Consider the following 19,266-nt stretch of genomic DNA (forward strand, 5'->3'; position numbering starts at 1 on the left):
TCCCCCGCCTTCGCGGGGGATGATGACCTTCATTGGGGCTCCGACAACGCCCCTACTACGCCTCCGGCACCGCCTCGATCCGGAACGCCGCCGCGAACAGCGCGCGGGTGTAGTCGCTCTTCGGATTCTTGAACAGCTCCGCCGCCGGCCCCTCCTCCACCACCTTGCCGTGACGCATCACGATGAGGTGGCTCGCTAGCGAGGCCACGACGCGCAGGTCGTGCGAGATGAACATGTAGGTGAGATCGCGCTTGCGCTGCAGCTCGCGCAAGAGATCGACCATCTGCGCCTGGAACAGCATGTCGAGCGCGCTCGTCGGCTCGTCCAGCACGACGAAATTCGGTTCCAGCACCACCGCGCGCGCGATCGAGATGCGCTGGCGCTGGCCGCCGGAGAATTCATGCGGGTAGCGGAAGCGCGTTTCCGGATCGAGGCCGACGTCGCGCAGCGCCTTGACGACGCGCGCCTCGCGCTCCTCATAGGACAGCGACTTCTGATGCACCGAAAGGCCCTCGGCGACGATATCGCCGACCGACATGCGCGGGCTGAGCGAGCCGAACGGGTCCTGGAATACGATCTGCATGTCGCGGCGGAACGGCAGCATGTCCTTGAAGCGCAGGCCCTGAATGTCGTTGCCGAGAAATACGATCGGACCGTTGGAGGAAATCAGCCGCAGCAGCGCCAGCCCCAGCGTGGTCTTGCCCGAGCCGGATTCGCCGACGACACCGAGCGTCTCGCCCTTGCGCACCGCGATGCTGACGCCGTCCACCGCCTTGATATGGCCGACGGTCGAGCGCAGCAGACCGCGCTTGATCGGAAACCAGACCTTGAGGTTGTCGGCCGACATCACCACCGGCTCGTTCGGCCGCGGCGGCGCCGGATCGGGCTTCGGCTCGGCCGCGAGCAGCGCGCGCGTATAGTCGTGCTTCGGCGCGGTGAAGACCTGTTCAACCGGCCCCTGCTCGACGATCTTGCCGGAATTCATCACGCAGACGACGTCGGCGATGCGGCGGACAATGCCGAGGTCATGGGTGATGAACAGCATGCTCATGCCGAGCCGCTGGCGGATATCGGCGAGCAGCGCCAGGATCTGCGCCTGCACGGTGACGTCGAGCGCGGTGGTCGGCTCGTCCGCGATCAGAAGATCCGGCTCGTTGGCGAGCGCCATCGCGATCATGACGCGCTGGCGCTGGCCGCCGGACAATTGATGGGGATAACTCTTCAGCCTCGTTTCGGGATCGGGGATGCCGACCTGCCGCAACAGCTCCAACGTGCGCGCCCGCGCCATCTGGCCGCTGATGCCGGTGTGCAGGGAAAGTATCTCGCCGATCTGCGCCTCGATCGTGTGCAGCGGATTGAGCGAGGTCATCGGCTCCTGGAAGATGATCGAGATGTCGTTGCCGCGGATCTCGCGCATCTCGCGTTCCGACGCCCGCAGGAGATCGTTGCCGCGGAAGCGGATGTGGCCGGAAGGATGCGAGGCGCTGGGATAGGGCAGCAATTTGAGGATAGATAGCGCGCTGACGGATTTTCCGGAGCCAGACTCGCCGACCAGCGCCACGCATTCGCCGCGCCTGATCGAGAATGACACGCGGTCGACCGCAAGCGTCCTGCCGAACGCCACTGAGAGATCGCGGACATCGAGCAGAGGCTGGTTGATGGCGTCCATGCGCTAGCCTCGTTACCGGAACGTCTTGCGGGGGTCGAAGGCGTCGCGCGCGGCTTCGCCGATGAAGATCAAAAGCGACAGCATGATCGCAACCGAGAAGAAGCCCGTGAAGCCGAGCCACGGCGCCTGCACATTGGCTTTTGCCTGCGACAACAGTTCGCCAAGCGAGGGCGAGCCCGGCGGCAGCCCGAAGCCGAGGAAATCCAGCGCCGTCAGCGTCATCACCGAGGACGACACGATGAAGGGCAGGAACGTCATGGTCGCGACCATCGCGTTCGGCAGCAAATGACGGAACATGATCACGGGATTGGGAACGCCGAGCGCCCTCGCCGCCTGGATGTATTCGAAGTTTCGCCCGCGCAGGAATTCGGCGCGCACCAGCCCGACCAGCGCCACCCAGGAGAACAGCAGCAGGATGCCGAGCAGGACGAAGAAGCCCGGCACCAGCACCGACGACAGGATCAACAGCAGATACAGCGAGGGAATGGCGGTCCAGACCTCAATCAGCCGCTGAAAGGTCAGATCGATCCAGCCGCCGAAATAACCCTGCACGCCGCCGGCCGCGATGCCGATGATCGAGGAAACAATCGTCAGCGTCAGTCCGAACAGCACCGAGATGCGGAAACCATAGATCAGCCGCGCGACCACGTCGCGGCCCTGATCGTCGGTGCCGAGCCAGTTATATTCGAGGTCGCTGCAGCTCTTAAGCCCCTTCTTCTGCACGACATCCTTGCACTGGGCTTCCGTCAGCATCCAAGTCGGCGGCGACGGCGCCGGCGTCGGCAGATCGAGATTGTGGGTGTGATAGGAAAAGCGGATCAGCGGCCAGACGATGGTGCCGCCCTTCGCCGCGATCTGCTTCTGCAGGTACGGATCGCGATAATCGGCCGACGTCTCGAAGTCGCCGCCGAAAGTGGTTTCGGAATAGTTGACGAAGGCCGGCCAATAGAGATGACCGTCATATTTGATCAGGAACGGCCGGTCGTTGGCGATCAGCTCGGCGAACAGCGAGATCACGAACAGAAACGTGAAGATCCAGAACGACCAGTAGCCACGGTGGTTGGCCTTGAAGTTCTGCCAGCGGCGGCGGTTGAGTGGCGACGGCGCGAAGGCGTGGCGGGTGACGGGAACGGCTCCGCCGAGCGGCGATTGCGTCGAGGTCTCTATCGGCTTGGGCGCAGTAATCGTCATCAGACCTCACGCGCCTCGAAGTCGATCCGCGGATCGACCCACATATAGGTGAGGTCCGAGATCAAATTGACCACGAGGCCGACCAGCGAAAAGATGAACAGCGTTCCGAACACCACGGGGTAGTCGCGATTCAGCACGCTCTCGAAACCGAGCAAACCCAGGCCGTCGAGCGAGAAGATGGTTTCGATCAACAGCGAGCCGGAGAAGAAAGCGTGGATGAACGTGCTCGGAAAGCCCGCGATCACGATCAGCATCGCGTTGCGGAAGATGTGGCCGTACAGCACCTGCCGCTCGCTGCAGCCTTTTGCGCGCGCGGTCATCACATACTGCTTGCGGATCTCGTCGAGGAAGGAGTTCTTGGTGAGTAGCGTCATGGTGGCGAAGGCGCCGAGCGCCATCGAGATCAGCGGCAGCGTGATGTGCCAGAAATAATCGATGATCTTCCAGTACCAGGGGAATTGCGCCCAGCCGTCGGAGGTCAATCCGCGCAGCGGGAACAGATTGAAGAACGAGCCGCCGGCGAACAGGATGATCAGGAGGATCGCGAACAGGAAACCCGGGATCGCAAAGCCGATGATGATCACCGCCGAGGTCCAGGTATCGAACTTTGAGCCGTCCGCGACGGCCTTGCGGACACCGAGCGGGATCGAGATCAGATAGGTCAGGAGCGTCATCCAGATCCCGAGCGACATCGAGACCGGCAGCTTCTCCTTGATGAGCTGGAGCACGCTGACATCGCGGAAATAGCTTTTGCCGAAGTCGAAGCGGGCGAAATTCCACAGCATCAGCGCGAAGCGTTCCGGCGCCGGCTTGTCGAAGCCGAACTGGACCTCGAGCTTCTTGATGAAGTCGGGATCGAGCCCCTGCGCGCCGCGATATTTCGAACTGACGGCGTCCGCGGCGGCGCCAACCTGGCCGCCCCGCGCGCCGAAGTCGCCGCCGCCGCCCGATACCCTGGAGGTCCCGCCGGTATCGGCTCCGGAAAGCTGCGCGATGACGCGCTCGACCGGACCGCCGGGCGCGAACTGCACGACGACGAACGACACCAGGAGGATGCCCAGGAGCGTTGGAACCATCAGGAGAATGCGGCGGGCGATATAGGCGGTCATGAGCTATTTCGCCTGATCGAGCTTGGCGGCCTTGGCGGCGTCATACCACCAGTATTCCGGCGCGCCGGTGCCCTGCGTGTAGCGCGCCGGCTTTTCTGGATGGGCGAACACGTCCCAATAGGCGATCGGGTGATTGGTACGATACCATTGCGGCACCCAGTAGCGGCCGGCGCGAAACACGCGATCGAGCGCGCGGCAGGCGGTCGTCAGGTCTTGACGCGTATCGGCGCCGATCGCCTTGTCGACCAGCGCATCGATGGCGGGGTTCGCGACGCCGGCCAGATTGTACGACCCCTTGGTGGCCGCCGCGTGCGAGGTGAAATACGGCCGCAGGCTGTCGCCCGGCGTTGGCGACATCGAAAGACGCATAACCGTCATATCGAAGTCGAAGGACTCGACCCGGGCGCGGTACTGCACGGCGTCGATCAAGCGGATGCTGGCTTCGATGCCGAGCTGGCCGAGATTCTTGATAAAGGTCGCGTGATGCGGCTGGAACGACGGCTCATCGAGCAGGAATTCGATGGTGAAGACCTCGCCGTTCGGCAACACTCGCTTGCCGTCCTTGACCGGCAACTTGGCCTCCTGAAGCAGTTGCTGCGCCTTGCGCAGCAAGGTCCGGTCCTGGCCCGAACCATCCGATACCGGCGGCACGAACGGTTCGCCGAACACCTCGTCCGGAATCTGGCCGCGGAACGGCTCGAGTAGCTTCAGCTCTTCCGGCGACGGCTTGCCGGTCGCCACCATGTCCGAATTCTGGAACGGAGAGACCGTGCGCGCATAGGCGCCGTACATCACCGTCTTGTTGGTCCATTCGAAGTCGAACGCATTGATGATCGCTTCGCGTACCCTGGGATCCCTGAGCTTGTCGCGGCGGGTGTTGAAGAACCAGCCCTGCCCGCCCGACGGCAGTTCATCCGGCAGGGTCTCGCGCTTGACGCGGCCGTCCTTGATCGCCGGAAAGTCGTAGCGCGTCGCCCAGATCCGCGCGGTGAACTCCTCGCGGTAGAGATAGTTCTTGCCGGTAAAACCCTCGAACGCGACGTCGCGGTCGCGATAGAACTCGTAGCGCACGGTATCGAAATTGTAGCTGCCGCGATTGACGGGAAGATCCGCCGCCCAATAATCCTTGACGCGATCGAACTCGACGTAGCGGTTGATCTCGTATCGGCCCACCTTGTACGGCCCGGAGCCGAGCGGGACATCGGTGGTCGATTCTTCGAACGGTCGCGTTGCGTAATAGGCCTTGGAGAAGATCGGCAGGCCCGCGACATAGAGCGGCACGTCGCGGGCACGGTTCGGCGCGAAGGTGACAGTCACCGTCGCATCGTCCGGCGCCTCGGCTTTCACGAAGTCGCGGAGCTGCACAAGGATCAGCGGGTGACCCTTTTCCTTCAAGATATTCAACGAAAAGGCTACGTCATGCGCCGTTAGCTTCGAGCCGTCGTTAAACCGCGCCTCGGGCCGCATGGTGAATTTGTAGGTCAGCTTATCCGGTGAAATCCACACCGACTTGGCGGCAAGGCCATACATCGCGTCGGGCTCGTCATTGGCGCGCGACATCAGCGAGTCGAACGTCAGCTCCATGCCCTTGGCGCCTTCGCCCTTGAGGATGAAGGCGTTGAAGGAATTGAACGTATGGAAGGACTGGTTATAGGCGCGGACCGACGGGATCGTGGAGAACAAGCCCCCCTTCGGCGCTTGCGGATTCACATAGTCGAAATGCTTGAAGTCGGCCGGATATTTCAGATCGCCGAACACCGACATGCCGTGCATCTCGGTGCCGCCATTGTCGGCCGCGGCGGGAGAAAATCGGCTTACGCAAAGCGCGCCGATGCCGAGCCCTAGCGCGTGCCGACGTGTGATGTGCGCCATGCGCTTTTCCTTTTAGCTGCGCTTGCTGATCTTCGCTGCCTTTTCGGCGTCCCACCACCACAGGTTCGGAAAGCCCGTTACGCCGTATTTCGGCAGCGGATCGGGACGGCTCAAGCGGTCCCAGCGCGCGGCACGCTCGAATCCGGCGGCAAACTGTGGAACGACATAGCAGTTCCAGAGCAAGACCCGGTCCAGCGCCTTGCAGGCCGCCACCAGGTCTGCGCGGTCCTTGGCAAAGATGATGCGTTCGATCAGCGCGTCGACCGCCGGATTTTTGATGCCGGGCCGATTGCGCGAACCGGGCCGATCTGCTGCATCGGAGCCAAAGAAGTCACGCTGCTCGTTGCCCGGCGACAGCGACTGTCCCCACACGGTCGTGGTGACGTCGAAGTCGAAACTGCGCAGCCGGTTCTGATACTGCACGCTGTCGACAGTGCGGATCGACACGGTCATGCCAAGCCGTTCCAAGTAAGGCTTGTAGAACAGCACGCCGCGTTCGTCGCCCGGATCGCCGCACAGGAATTCGACGCTGACGGGCTTGCCCGAGGGATCGACAAGTTTGCGATCGCGATTTTCAAATCCGGCTTCCTTGAGGAGGCGGGCGGCTTCACGAAGATTGGCCCGGCTCGCCTCTTCATTGCCGCCAACCGGATTCTTGTACGGCGTCGTGAACAGTTCGGCTGGCACCTTGTCGCGGATTGTTTCCAGGATTTTCAGCTCCGCACCTTCCGGAACTCCTGTGGCCATGAACTCCGGAATGCCGTCGAAATAGCTGCCGCAGCGATGATACTCGCCGTTCGAGAGCAGCCGGTCCGAGGTTTCCCAGTCATAGGCATAGTTGAAGGCGCGCCGGACCCTGACGTCAGCGAACAACGGACGGCGCAGGTTGAGGCCAAAACCCTGCATCCGGCCCGAGGCCGAATTGGTGAACTTCTCCTTGATGACCCGCTTTTCGGTGACCGCGGGAAAATCATAGGCCGTCGACCACTGTTTGCCGCTTCGCTCGGCAAACCAGTCGAGCTGATCCGCCTTGAAGGCCTCGCGCCCGACCGAGTCGTCGCGGAAGAATTCGTAGCGGATCTCATCGAAATTGTTCTGACCGACATTGACCGGGATGTCCTTGCCCCAATAGTCGGCAACGCGCTCAAGCACCACCGAACGCGCGGCAACGAACTCCTTGATGCGATAGGGCCCGGACCCCAGCGGAATTTCCAGCGTCGTCGCGGTCACGTCGCGCTTGCGTCCCTGCGCATCGGTGCCTTCCCACCAATGCCTGGGCAACACCGGAACCTCGCCGGCGATGCTCGGCAGTTCGCGATTGCCGGGCATGTCGAACACAAACTTCACCTCACGGTCGCCGCTCTTCTCGCATTTCACGATGTGCCGATAATACGCATTGTACATCGGGCTGTTGGCCTTGAACGCATCGAACGAGAAGATCACGTCCTCGGGCGTGACCGGCTTGCCGTCATGCCAGCGTGCCGCCGGATTCAGGCGATAGATGACGTAGGAAAAATCGTCGGGGTAGGCGGCCGCATCCGCAAGCAGGCCGTAAGCGGTCGAAGGTTCGTCCATCGAGCGCGTGGTCAGCGTCTCGATGATCTGCCCGACGCCGCCGGCGAGCGAGCCTTTCACACCCTGGATCACCATGTTGAAGTTGTCGAACGTGCCGAACTCGAACAAGCGAACCACGCCACCCTTGGGGGCGCTCGGATTGACGTAATCGTAACGCTTGAAGTCGGCGGGATACTTTACGTCGCCGAACGTCGAGATGGCGTGGCGCCATTTCAGCCCGCCTGGGGCGTCGTCTGCATACGCCGGCGCGATGGCGAAGATCGTCGGGGTGAGCCCCAGGCCCGGAGCCAGTGCGGCCGCGGCAGTGCCTTGGAGAAGGTGTCGTCGGGTAATTGCCAAATGCGGAAATCCTGTTGCTTACGGGAAGCTAGCCAGCACCCAATATAAGGCAAGGGTTCGACCAATTACGTTGCTTTTTCCTCATGATAGCAGCTTGGGAACACCGCCGCTGCGGCGAAAAGTCCCGATAACAACTCCGCTAGCCACGATGTGATCCCCGATAAGCGAAACGGCCAGGCAATGCCTGGCCGTCCTGTCGCCTCAATATCCGGGATGGGTATTACTTCGCCGCGGTCGGCAGCGGTGCCGGCTTTTCCGACAGCGAGTTCAAATAGGCGATGACGTCCGCGCGCTCGCTATCCTTCGGGATACCCGCGAAACCCATCGCGGTACCCGGCACGAAGGCCTTCGGATTGGTCAGGAACTTGTTGAGATCGTCAAAGGTCCAGTTGCCGCCCTTGCTCTTCATGGCCGCCGAGAAATTGAACCCGCCGCGACCAGAGCCCTTCGGCTCGTTGACGACGCCAAACAGATTCGGGCCGACGCGGTTGGGGCCGCCCTTCTCGAAGGTGTGGCAGGCGCCGCACTTCTTGGCGGCGGCGGCGCCCTTCTCGACCGAGGCGGTCTGCAACAGCTTTTCGATCGGCTCGGAGGGAGCCGCGGCTTCCTTGGCGCCACCGTGCGAGGTATCTTCCTTCACGGCGATTTCGAAGCCCGGCTTCTCCAGTGGCTTGGGGGTGAAGATCGCATGGGCGGCAAAGCTCGTCACCAGAACGAGAATGCAGGTGGCCAGGATGGCACCGAGAATCTTGTTAAGTTCGAAGGAGTCCATAACGGATCAGGCTCCAGGCCGGAAAATCGACTGAAGGCCGGTGAGGCGGCCGCGGGTGGGCGTGAGGAATCAGCCTTTCGCGCCGCACCCTCAGCAGGGCCTGAGATATCGGTTTGCCCGGGCTCTGGCAACCCGTATAAACGCGCCGAATTTCGTCCCATCCCCATCAAATCCGCTCATCCGGCCGGGCCTCAGACGATGACCGATTCCCGTATTCTGGTGCTGATTCCGGCCCGCATGGCCGCGACCCGGCTGCCTGGCAAGCCGCTGCTGGATATCGCCGGGCTGCCCATGATCGTGCACGTGCTGCGGCGGGCCGAGGAGGCCAATATCGGCCGCGTGGCGGTTGCGACCGATACGGTCGATATCGCCGACGCGGTAAGGGCCCATGGCGGCGAGGCGGTTATGACCAGCCCGGAACACCCCTCCGGCTCGGACCGCATCTACGAAGCGCTGAGGGCGCTCGACGCCGTCGGCAAAACCGAGGTCGTGGTAAACGTCCAGGGCGATCTGCCAACCATTCCCCCTAAGGATATCCGCGCCGCGGTCGCGCTGCTCGACGATCCTGAGGTCGATATCGGGACTCTGGCTGCGGAAATCCGGCGGGAGGAAGAGCACACCAATCCGAGCGTCGTGAAGCTGATCGGGTCGCCGACCAGCGGCCAGCGGCTGCGCGCACTGTATTTTACGCGCGCCACGGCGCCTTACGGCGATGGCCCGCGTTATCATCACATTGGGCTCTATGCCTATCGCCGGGAGGCGCTGGAACGCTTCGTCAAGCTGCCCCCGTCCGTCCTGGAAAAGCGCGAGAAGCTGGAGCAGCTCCGGGCGCTGGAAGCCGGCATGAGAATCGATGGGGCCATCGTCCATTCGGTCCCCCTTGGCGTCGATACCCCGGACGACCTCGAAACCGCCCGCAAGATACTGGCTAAAGTCTGAGCCGCTGCTAAAAGGCCGCCAGGAAAGACAGCATGACCAAAAAGCTCAAAATCGCATTCCAGGGCGAGCCTGGCGCCAATTCCCATATCGCCATCGTCGAGGCCTACCCCGACGCCGAGCCGATGCCGTGCGCGACCTTCGAGGACGCGCTATCGGCCATTTCCTCCGGCGAAGCCGACCTCGGCATGATCCCGATCGAGAACTCGGTCGCGGGCCGCGTCGCCGACATCCATCATCTGCTGCCGGCCTCCGGCCTGTTCATCGTCGGCGAATGGTTCTTGCCGATCCGTCACCAGCTTATGGCGCCGAAAGGCACAAAACTCTCTGACATCAAGACGGTGGAAAGCCACGTCCACGCGCTCGGCCAGTGCCGCCGCATCATCCGCAAGCTCGGCATCAAGCCGGTCGTCGCGGCCGATACCGCCGGCAGTGCGCGCGATGTTTCCGAGCGCAAGGACAAGACCGTGGCCGCGATCGCCTCGCGCCTGGCGGCGCAGATCTACGGGCTCGATATCCTCGCCGAGGACGTCGAGGACGAGGCCCACAACACCACCCGCTTCGTAGTGCTGGCCCGCGAGGCGGACTGGGCCAAGCAGGGCTCCGGGCCGCTGGTCACGACTTTTGTTTTCCGGGTGCGCAATTTGCCCGCCGCGCTTTACAAAGCGCTCGGCGGCTTTGCCACCAACGGCGTCAACATGACCAAGCTCGAAAGCTACATGGTCGACGGCAATTTCTTCGCGACGCAGTTTTATGCCGATGTCGACGGCCACCCCGACGACAAAGGTCTCACCTTCGCGCTGGAAGAACTGAAATTCTTCTCGCGCGAATTCCGCATCGTCGGCGTCTATCCGGCCCATCCGTTCCGCGCGACGTTTTCCGAGAAGCAGGACTGAGGACGCGCACACTTCTGCTCGCGTCCCGCAACGCCCTGCTTAATGCTGCAACGGATACCGAACTCTGAAGCGGTACTCGCGGCGTTATCGGCCGGCGAGTGCCGCCGCTCCGATCACCACCATCGGCGGTCCCAGCCCCATCCTGGGCGCGGGCCCCATACCGGACGCGGACCCCAACCGGGGCGCGGCCCCCAAACCGGGCGCGGCCTCCAAACTGGCGGGGCGCCCCACGCATAGGCGCCGCGCCATCCCGGACGCCACACGCGACGCGGACCCCAGGCGCCATAGACGCCCCATCTTGGGCCCGGACGCCACCAGCAGCGCCCCCAGGCATTGCAGACCCAGCGGACCTGCTCGACATCATTGGATTGACGTGAAATCTGGTTGGCCTGCGGAAGACCATTCGGCATCGCGGCGGAAGCCGGGCCGGCGGTGAGCACAACGCCGCCGAGGGCGGCCAACCCAACAATAGCAGATTTCAGCTCCATGGCTTGTCTCCTTGGTTGGAGACCTCAATAACCCCTTCGACAATGTTTGGTTGCTTTTCAGAGTGGAGCCAACGCAGGGTATACTCAGAAAATGAGATGGAGATTCGAGGAAAAGTCATCACTCATCCGGCTGACTGGCCGCCAATGCCGGCTGCGGTTCACTACGTTCGCAAGGGACGATCGAGTTCAGCCGAACCGTTTCAGCGCCGCCAGCCACAGCTTCCAGATTTCCGGGGTATCCGACGTCACTGTCCGCGCGGCTTTCGGCAACAATTCCCGCAGCACAGGTTGCGGCGAGACCGGAGAGCGCAGCACGTCGAGAAAGCATCGGTTCGTTTCTCCGTGTCCCGGACGCGGCGCGGCACGGAGTGACGCGACGCAGAGCCGGGACCCATCTCTCCGCACACGTTGGGCCCCGGCTCTGCAGCGCACGACGCCGCGAAACGGGCGCACTGCGCTGCGTCCGGGGAACGGAGAGCGGTTATGCCGCGACCTTCTTCGCTAAGCCGAACGCGTCCGCCAGCAGACTATACGACTTCTTCCGCGCGTCGTGGTCGTAGACCGCCGTGATGATCATCAGCTCATCCGGCTGGCTCGCGGTGATCATCGGCTGCAGCTTTGCCATGATGGTCGCCGGGCTGCCGACGAACAGCCGCGAGCGGTTGCGCATCACCGAAGCGCGCTCGGCATCCGAATAGTTGTAGGCCAGCGCTTCCTCGACACTCGGCAGCGGCAGATATTGCCCGCGGTCGCGGCGCAGGCGATTGAGGTCCATCGACGAGGCAAGCTGTTCGGCCTCGGCGTCGGTTTCGGCGGCAACCGCGGCGATGGCGAGAATGCCGTGCGCGGTGTCCCGCCATCCGGATGACTTGAAGTGACTGCGGTAGTTGGTCATCGCCGCGACCGCATCGTAGGACGCAAAATGGTGCGCGAAGGCGAAGCCCATGCCGACCTGCGCCGCCAATTCCGAACTGTAGTCGGAGGAGCCGAGCAGCCAGATCGGCGGCAGCGGCGTGTCGTCAGGCATGGCGACCACATTGTTGTAGGGATGGCCTTCCGGGAAACCGCGTGTCTCCCACAATACGAGCTCGCTCAGCCGCTCGAGAAAATCGTCGCCGTCGCGGCGATCAAGCCGACTGCGCAGCGCGTGGGCGGTGGCGCCATCGGTGCCGGGCGCACGGCCGAGGCCGAGATCGATGCGGCCGGGAAACAGCGCCTCCAGCATCTTGAAGCGCTCGGCCACCACCAGCGGCGCGTGGTTGGGCAGCATCACGCCGCCGGAGCCGACGCGGATATTTTTGGTCACCGCCGCGATCTGGCCGATCATCAGGTCGGGCGCGGGGCTCGCCACAGACGCCAGGTTATGGTGCTCGGCGAGCCAGTAGCGGACATAGCCCAACTCATCGACGTGGCGCGCCAGATCGATGCTGTTGCGCAGCGCGTGGGCCGGACGGGTGCCTGTGGTGACGACGGAGAGATCGAGGACGGAAAGCGGAATCATCGGCCTAAGCTAGTGCGGCCAGCGACAGCGACAAAGGCCTGGCCTGCGCAGATCAGGCCCGCGCTTGTGGGGAAAGGGACGGCAGATTTCCAATACCTGGTTGGGACGAAATATGACAAATTCAGAACAATCAATCCTGCCCACCACTCACACAATCCCTAGATTCGAGACTTTCCTCCATCATATCATTGATATAATTATATAAAATTTCATACACTTATAGCCCACGACCTACTCTGAAGGGACTATTGCATCGAATTTCTTGTATGAATTGGGCTACTTCCCATGCCCAATGGGCTGTTTGAACATGCCGGTTTGGCCTATTTTAGCTCCTCGCCGCTACGCCAGACGTCCGCCCATCCTTTTGGAGCCTTGTGAGTGCCATGACCGAGATTACGCCCCCCGCTTTTGACGGCCATCGCGCGCTCCACTCGCCCAAGATTTCCTTCGAGTTCTTTCCGCCCAAGACCGAGGAGATGGAGCGCAGCCTGTGGGAGACCATCAACCGCCTGGCGCCGCTAGCCCCCAATTTCGTCTCGGTGACCTATGGCGCCGGCGGCTCGACCCGTGAGCGGACCCATTCGACCATTGCCCGCATCCTCAAGGAGACCAACCTGGTCCCGGCGGCGCATCTGACCTGCGTCGGCGCGCCGAAGGGCGAGATCGACGAGGTGGTGGCGCGCTATCACGAGATCGGCGTCCGCCACATCGTGGCGCTGCGCGGCGATCCCACTACGGGCATCGGCACGCCCTATCATGCGCATCCCGACGGCTATCAGAGCTCGCCGGACCTGATCGAAGGCATCAAGAAGCGCTATCCCGATATCGAGATTTCGGTATCGGCCTATCCGGAGAAGCATCCGGAAAGCCGGACCATCGATACTGACATCGATACGCTGAAGGCCAAGGTAGACGCCGGCGCGGCGCGCGCGATCACGCAGGTCTTCTTCGATAACGACCTCTATTTCCGCTATCTCGACCGCGTCCGCGCCCGCGGCATCGACATTCCGATCGTGCCCGGCATCATGCCGATGCACAATTTCAAGCAGGCGCGCGGCTTTGTGACCCGCGCCGGCACGTCCGTGCCGGACTGGCTGGCCGACAAGTTCGAAGGCCTCGACGACGATGCCGAGACGCGAAAGCTGGTCGCCGCCACCGTTGCGGCCGGCCAGGTGCAGAAGCTCGCCAAGCACGGCGTCGACACCTTCCATTTCTACACCATGAACCGCGCCGACCTCGTGTTTGCGATCAGCCATTTGCTGGGCATTCGCCCCAATGGCGCACAGAAAGCCGCCTGATCCGATGAGCGTTCCGATTTCACCGAAGCGAACCGCCCTGCTCGCCGCCGCGCGCGAGCGCATCCTGGTGCTCGACGGCGCCATGGGCACCATGATTCAAGGCCTGCAGTTCGACGAAACAGCGTTTCGCGGCAAGCGTTTTGCGGATTTTCATCGCGACGTCCGCGGCAACAACGATCTGTTGATCCTGACGCAGCCTGACGCGATCGAGGACATCCACGCCGCCTATTTGCGCGCGGGCGCCGACATCGTCGCGACCAATACGTTCTCCTCGACCTCGATCGCGCAGGCCGACTACGACATGTCGGACCTCGCCTATGAGCTGAACCGCGATGGCGCAAAGCTCGCGCGCGCCGCCGCCGAGCGCGTCAGCGCCGAGGACGGCAAGCCGCGTTTCGTCGCCGGTGCGCTCGGTCCGACCAATCGCACCGCTTCGATCTCGCCCGATGTTGCCAACCCCGGCTATCGCGCTGTCACCTTCGACGACCTGCGCAAGGCCTATGGCGAACAGGTCAACGGTCTGCTCGACGGCGGGGCCGACCTGCTCCTGGTCGAGACCATCTTCGACACGCTGAATGCCAAGGCGGCGCTTTACGCGATTTCGGAGATTACGGAAGAACGCGGCATCGACGTGCCCGTAATGATCTCGGGCACCATCACCGACAAATCCGGCCGCCTGCTATCGGGCCAGTTGCCGGAAGCGTTCTGGAATTCGATCCGCCACGCCAAGCCGGTTACCGTCGGCTTCAATTGCGCGCTCGGCGCCGAGGATCTGCGCGCCCATATCGCCGATATCGGCCGCGTCGCCGATACCTTGGTTTGTGCTTATCCGAATGCCGGCCTGCCCAACGAGTTCGGCCAATACGACGAGACGCCGGAATATATGGCGCGGCTGATCGGTGAGTTCGCCGAGGCCGGCCTCGTCAACATCGTCGGCGGCTGCTGCGGCACCACGCCGGACCATATCGCCGCGATTGCTGCGGCGGTCGCTCCGCACAAGCCGCGCATTGTCCCGACCATCGAGCCGCGGCTGCGGCTTTCGGGCCTCGAGCCGTTCGAGCTGACGCCGGCGATCCCCTTCGTGAACGTCGGCGAGCGCACCAACGTCACCGGCTCGGCAAAATTCCGCAAGCTGATCACCGCCGGCGATTACACCGCGGCACTTCAGGTGGCGCGCGACCAGGTCGAGAACGGCGCGCAAATCATCGACGTCAACATGGACGAGGGCCTGCTGGATTCCGAAGCTTCGATGGTGACGTTCCTCAACCTCGTCGCCGCCGAGCCCGATATCGCCCGCGTGCCTGTCATGGTGGACTCCTCGAAGTTCAACGTGATCGAGGCGGGCCTGAAATGCGTGCAGGGCAAGCCGGTGGTGAACTCGATCTCGATGAAGGAGGGCGTAGAGAAATTCATCCACGAGGCTCGCATCGCGCGCCGCCATGGCGCAGCGGTCGTGGTCATGGCGTTCGACGAGGTCAGCCAAGCCGATACGTTCGCGCGCAAGACCGAGATCTGCAAGCGCGCCTATGACATCCTGGTCGGCGAGGTCGGCTTTCCGCCCGAGGATATCATCTTCGACCCGAACATCTTCGCGATCGCGACGGGCCTGGAGGAGCATAATAATTACGGCGTCGACTTCATCGAGGCGACGCGCTGGATCCGCCAGAACCTGCCGGGCGCGCATGTCTCCGGCGGCGTCTCCAACCTCTCTTTCTCGTTCCGCGGCAACGAGCCGGTGCGTGAAGCCATGCACTCGGTGTTCCTGTATCATGCCATCCACGCCGGCATGGACATGGGCATCGTCAATGCCGGGCAGATGATCGTCTATGACGACATCGACCCCGAGCTGCGGCAGGTGTGCGAGGACGTCATCCTCAACCGCGATCCCGGTGCGGCCGAGCGGCTGCTGGCGCTGGCGGAAAAATTCCGCGGCAAGGAGAAGCAGAGCAAGGAGCAAGACCTCGCCTGGCGCGAATGGCCGGTCGAGAAGCGGCTCAGCCACGCACTGGTGCACGGTATCACCGAATTCATCGAGGAGGACACCGAGGCCGCGCGCAAAACGGTCGAGCGTCCGCTGAACGTGATCGAAGGCCCGCTGATGGCAGGCATGAACGTCGTCGGCGACCTCTTCGGCGACGGCAAGATGTTCCTGCCGCAGGTGGTGAAGTCGGCGCGCGTGATGAAACAGGCGGTCGCCTATCTGATGCCGTTCATGGAAGAGGAAAAGGCGCGCAACCTTGCCAATGGCGTGGCCGGTGACGGCCGCAATGCCGCGGGCAAGATCGTGCTTGCCACCGTCAAGGGCGACGTCCACGACATCGGCAAGAACATCGTCGGGATCGTCCTGCAGTGTAACAATTTCGAGGTGATCGACCTCGGCGTCATGGTGCCCGCCACCAAGATCATCGAGACGGCCAAGGCGGAAGGTGCTGACATCATTGGTCTCTCCGGCCTGATCACGCCCTCGCTCGACGAGATGAGCTTTCTCGCCGGAGAGATGGAGCGGCAGGGCATGAAGATGCCGCTGCTGATCGGCGGCGCCACCACGAGCCGCGTGCATACGGCCGTGAAGATCGACCCGAACTATCCGGGCGGACCGGTGGTGCATGTCAATGATGCCAGCCGCGCGGTCGGCGTCGCTTCCTCGCTGCTTTCGCCCGACAAGCGCGAGGCCTACGCGGCCGACATCCGCACCGAATACGCCAAGATATCGGCGGCGCATCTGCGCGCCCAAGCCGACAAGAAGCGGCTGAAGCTGGCCGATGCCCGCGCCAACGCGGTCAAGGCTGACTTTATCAAGGCGCCGCCGAAAAAGCCGTCCTTCCTCGGGCTGAAGAGCTTTGAGGCCTATGATCTGGCGGAGCTCGCGCAGTTCATCGACTGGACGCCGTTCTTCCAGACCTGGGAGCTGACCGGGCGCTTCCCTGCCATTCTCGACGATCCCAAGATCGGCGAGGTTGCGCGCTCGCTCTATGACGATGCGCGCAAGATGCTGGACCGCATCATCAAGGAGAAATGGTTCACGGCGCGCGCCACCATTGGCTTCTGGCCGGCGAACGCCGAGGGCGACGATATCTCGGTGTATGCCGATGATACCCGCGCGAAAAAGATCGCGACCTTCCACACGCTGCGCCAGCAGCTGGAAAAGCGCGAAGGCCGCTTCAATGCCGCGCTGTCCGACTTCATCGCGCCGAAATCCTCCGGCGTGCCTGACTATGTCGGCGGCTTTGTCGTCACGGCGGGAATCGGCGAGGATGCCGTCGCCGACCGCTTCAAGAACGCCAATGACGACTACTCCTCGATACTCTGCAAGGCGCTTGCAGATCGTTTGGCCGAGGCCTTCGCCGAGCGGATGCATCAGCGCGTCCGCAAGGAGTTCTGGGGCTACGCCCCGGACGAGGCGCTGACTTCCGACCAGTTGATCCTGGAGCAATATGCCGGCATCCGCCCGGCGCCCGGCTATCCCGCGCAGCCCGACCACACCGAGAAGGCGACGCTGTTCCGCCTGCTCGATGCGGAAAGGACCGCCGGCGTCAAACTGACCGAGAGCTTTGCGATGTGGCCGGGCTCGTCGGTATCGGGGCTCTATTTCAGCCATCCCGAAAGCTTCTATTTCGGCGTCGGCAAGATCGAGCGCGACCAGGTCGAGGATTACGCCGCGCGCAAGGGCATGAGCGTCACCGAGACCGAGCGCTGGCTGGCCCCGGTGCTGAACTACATTCCCTCGCAGGAGCAGGCGATGCCGGCTCCGGTGGCGGCGGAGATCGTGCCCGCCAACGACGTCACCTCACACCCGCCCGGCTGCACCTGCGCCGTGCACCTGGCTTGGCGCAAGAAGGCGGTGGGGGCGGGCTGATCGCTTATCCTCCCCTGGAGGGGGAGGATCGGTTCGCATGAAATGCGAACCGAGGTGGGGTGACGGTCTCTCTCCATCCAACAGTGCCTGTGTCGAGAGATCACCCCACCCCGCCGCTCATTGCATGAGCGTCGCCACTCCTCCCTCGTCATCACCGGGCTTGACCCGGTGATCCATCTTCACAAGACTCGTGGCGAGGGGATGGATGCCCGGGTCAAGCCCGGGCATGACACAGTGCCCGAGGCTCTTCCCATGAAATTCTTCTCGTTCTGGCGATCGCTGGCGAGCTTTCGCGTACGCATCGCCCTCAATCTGAAAAACGTGCCGGCCGAAGTCATCTTCGTCGACATCGACGCCAACGCCCATCGGGATCCCGAATACAGGAAGATCAATCCGCAGATGGCGCTGCCGGCACTGGTGGAGGATGACGGCACCACGCTGTTCCAGTCGCTCGCGATCCTCGAATATCTCGACGAGAAATATCCCTCCCCGCCTTTGCTGCCGACTGACCTGAACGGCCGCGCCCGCGTCCGCGCGCTGGCGCTGATGGTTGCCTGCGAGGGCCATCCGCTACTCACGCCGCGGGTGCGGCGCTATCTCGATCACGAGCTGAACCTGCGCGACACCCAGCAGGCGGCCTGGCGGCGGCACTGGACCGTGGAAACGCTCACCGGGCTGGAAGGGCATCTCGCCGACAACAAGGCCACCGGCCGCTTCTGCCATGGCGATGCGCCGACGCTCGCCGACATCTGCGTGGTCGGCCACGTCACCGTCGCGATCACACAGCAGATCGATTTGAAGATCTACCCGACGGTGAAGCGCATCTTCGAGACCGCGATGGCACTGCCGGAATTTGCAAACGCGCATCCGCTGGCGCAGCCGGATACGCCAGAGGCGATGCGGGCCAAGGCCTGAAAGCGGGCCTGGCCGTTCGGCGGCGCGGCTTTCCGACGCGCCTCACCCGGTCCAACAAAAATCGCGAAAACAACCCCATGCACAGTAGGCTTGGGCCTGGCGCTGGGCGCGGCCGGACACTGTCCGGCCCTGACTATCCCTTCGGCGGCGCCAGCGGCTGGACGATTCCCTGGAACGGCGGCAGCGCTTCGCAGCGTTCGGAATGTGCCTTCAGCGCCGGATAGCGCGCGTCGAACAGCGGCGGGTGCGCCTCGCCGACGAAGCGCAGCACGCAGGCGACCGCGATGTCGGCGTGGCCGATTCTGTCACCCGACCAGTACGGTGCCTTCACCGCGGCGCGCTCCTTCTCCAACACCTCGAGCACGCCTGAGATCTGCGTCTTGCAGCGCTCGACCCAGAGCTCGAGTTGCTTGTCCTTGCGCAGCACGCGCTCGTAGAGCAGGCTGACGCCCTTGTCGCCGAGCCCCATCGCCAGCGCGCAAATCCGTTGATGCTTCCAGCGCGCCTCGCCGCTCTTCGCGATCATCGCCTTGCCCTCGCCGACGCGGTCGTCGAGATAATCCAGGATCATCGCGCTCTCGATCAGCGCCTCGCCGCTATCCAGCACCAACGTCGGCACCCGCCGCAGCGGATTATAGGCCGCGATCTTGTCGGCATCGCCAAAGGTCGACCACGGCTTGTGCTCGAATTCGATGCCGTAAAGCCGCATCGCGATGGCAACACGGCGGACAAAGGGAGAGTCGAATTGGCCGATCAGGATCATGTTCGTATTGCTCTCTGCCTGTCATGGCCGGGCTTGAACCGGCCATCCATCTTTCTTCGAGAGACTCTTCCGAAGATTGATGGATG

General features: G+C 63.2%; 14 protein-coding genes. 5 read left to right on the forward strand and 9 right to left on the reverse strand.

The genetic code is table 11. From position 1 onward, the window contains the following. Nucleotides 1-55 precede the first annotated feature (55 nt). From QA643_RS35905 to QA643_RS35930, 6 genes are all read right to left on the reverse strand, one after another. Nucleotides 56-1,669, reverse strand: coding sequence for an ABC transporter ATP-binding protein (locus QA643_RS35905; protein ID WP_283030380.1), 1,614 nt, complete (start codon nt 1,667-1,669; stop codon nt 56-58). Between the two features lie 12 nt (nt 1,670-1,681). Further along, nucleotides 1,682-2,860: an ABC transporter permease gene (locus QA643_RS35910; protein WP_283030382.1), complete on the reverse strand. Its 1,179-nt coding sequence runs from the start codon at nt 2,858-2,860 to the stop codon at nt 1,682-1,684. Continuing rightward, on the reverse strand, nt 2,860-3,969 hold the full coding sequence (locus QA643_RS35915) for a microcin C ABC transporter permease YejB (RefSeq protein ID WP_283030384.1): 1,110 nt from the start codon (nt 3,967-3,969) through the stop codon (nt 2,860-2,862). Before QA643_RS35915 ends, QA643_RS35910 begins: the two co-directional genes overlap by 1 nt. 3 nt (nt 3,970-3,972) lie before the next feature. Further along, complete coding sequence (locus QA643_RS35920) at nt 3,973-5,841, reverse strand: extracellular solute-binding protein (protein WP_283030385.1); 1,869 nt, start codon at nt 5,839-5,841, stop codon at nt 3,973-3,975. 12 nt (nt 5,842-5,853) lie between these two features. Continuing rightward, entirely contained in the window at nt 5,854-7,755 is a 1,902-nt protein-coding gene (locus tag QA643_RS35925; protein WP_283030386.1) for an extracellular solute-binding protein, read from the reverse strand. Between the two features lie 220 nt (nt 7,756-7,975). Continuing rightward, entirely contained in the window at nt 7,976-8,527 is a 552-nt protein-coding gene (locus QA643_RS35930; protein WP_283030387.1) for a cytochrome c family protein, read from the reverse strand. A 198-nt stretch (nt 8,528-8,725) separates the two neighbouring features. Between QA643_RS35930 and QA643_RS35935 the strand changes: the two genes are divergently transcribed. Both QA643_RS35935 and QA643_RS35940 read left to right on the forward strand, forming a co-directional pair. Next, on the forward strand, nt 8,726-9,466 hold the full coding sequence (locus tag QA643_RS35935) for a 3-deoxy-manno-octulosonate cytidylyltransferase (RefSeq protein ID WP_283030388.1): 741 nt from the start codon (nt 8,726-8,728) through the stop codon (nt 9,464-9,466). Between the two features lie 32 nt (nt 9,467-9,498). Continuing rightward, complete coding sequence (locus tag QA643_RS35940; RefSeq protein ID WP_283030390.1) at nt 9,499-10,359, forward strand: prephenate dehydratase; 861 nt, start codon at nt 9,499-9,501, stop codon at nt 10,357-10,359. Nucleotides 10,360-11,033: 674 nt separating this feature from the next. Here QA643_RS35940 and QA643_RS35950 read toward each other — a convergent pair. Next, nucleotides 11,034-11,162 carry a hypothetical protein gene (locus QA643_RS35950; protein WP_283030392.1) on the reverse strand — a complete coding sequence of 43 codons (129 nt, stop codon included), beginning with the start codon at nt 11,160-11,162 and terminating at the stop codon, nt 11,034-11,036. A gap of 166 nt (nt 11,163-11,328) precedes the next feature. Next, nucleotides 11,329-12,348: an LLM class flavin-dependent oxidoreductase gene (locus QA643_RS35955; RefSeq protein ID WP_283030393.1), complete on the reverse strand. Its 1,020-nt coding sequence runs from the start codon at nt 12,346-12,348 to the stop codon at nt 11,329-11,331. 383 nt (nt 12,349-12,731) lie between these two features. Here QA643_RS35955 and metF point away from each other — a divergent pair, with 383 nt between their 5' ends. From metF to maiA, 3 genes are all read left to right on the forward strand, one after another. Beyond that, a complete protein-coding gene (gene metF, locus QA643_RS35960; RefSeq protein WP_283030394.1) occupies nt 12,732-13,646 on the forward strand; it encodes a methylenetetrahydrofolate reductase [NAD(P)H] in 915 nt (304 codons plus the stop codon). A 4-nt stretch (nt 13,647-13,650) separates the two neighbouring features. Further along, nucleotides 13,651-17,502 (forward strand): methionine synthase, encoded by a 3,852-nt coding sequence (metH, locus tag QA643_RS35965; RefSeq protein WP_283035047.1) that lies wholly within the window; start codon nt 13,651-13,653, stop codon nt 17,500-17,502. A 252-nt stretch (nt 17,503-17,754) separates the two neighbouring features. Next, complete coding sequence (maiA, locus tag QA643_RS35970; RefSeq protein ID WP_283030396.1) at nt 17,755-18,417, forward strand: maleylacetoacetate isomerase; 663 nt, start codon at nt 17,755-17,757, stop codon at nt 18,415-18,417. 133 nt (nt 18,418-18,550) lie between these two features. Here maiA and QA643_RS35975 read toward each other — a convergent pair whose 3' ends face one another. After that, a complete protein-coding gene (locus tag QA643_RS35975) occupies nt 18,551-19,180 on the reverse strand; it encodes a glutathione S-transferase family protein (protein ID WP_283030397.1) in 630 nt (209 codons plus the stop codon). Nucleotides 19,181-19,266: the final 86 nt, after the last annotated feature.

This window comes from Bradyrhizobium sp. CB3481 (assembly GCF_029714305.1).
Classification (GTDB): domain Bacteria; phylum Pseudomonadota; class Alphaproteobacteria; order Rhizobiales; family Xanthobacteraceae; genus Bradyrhizobium.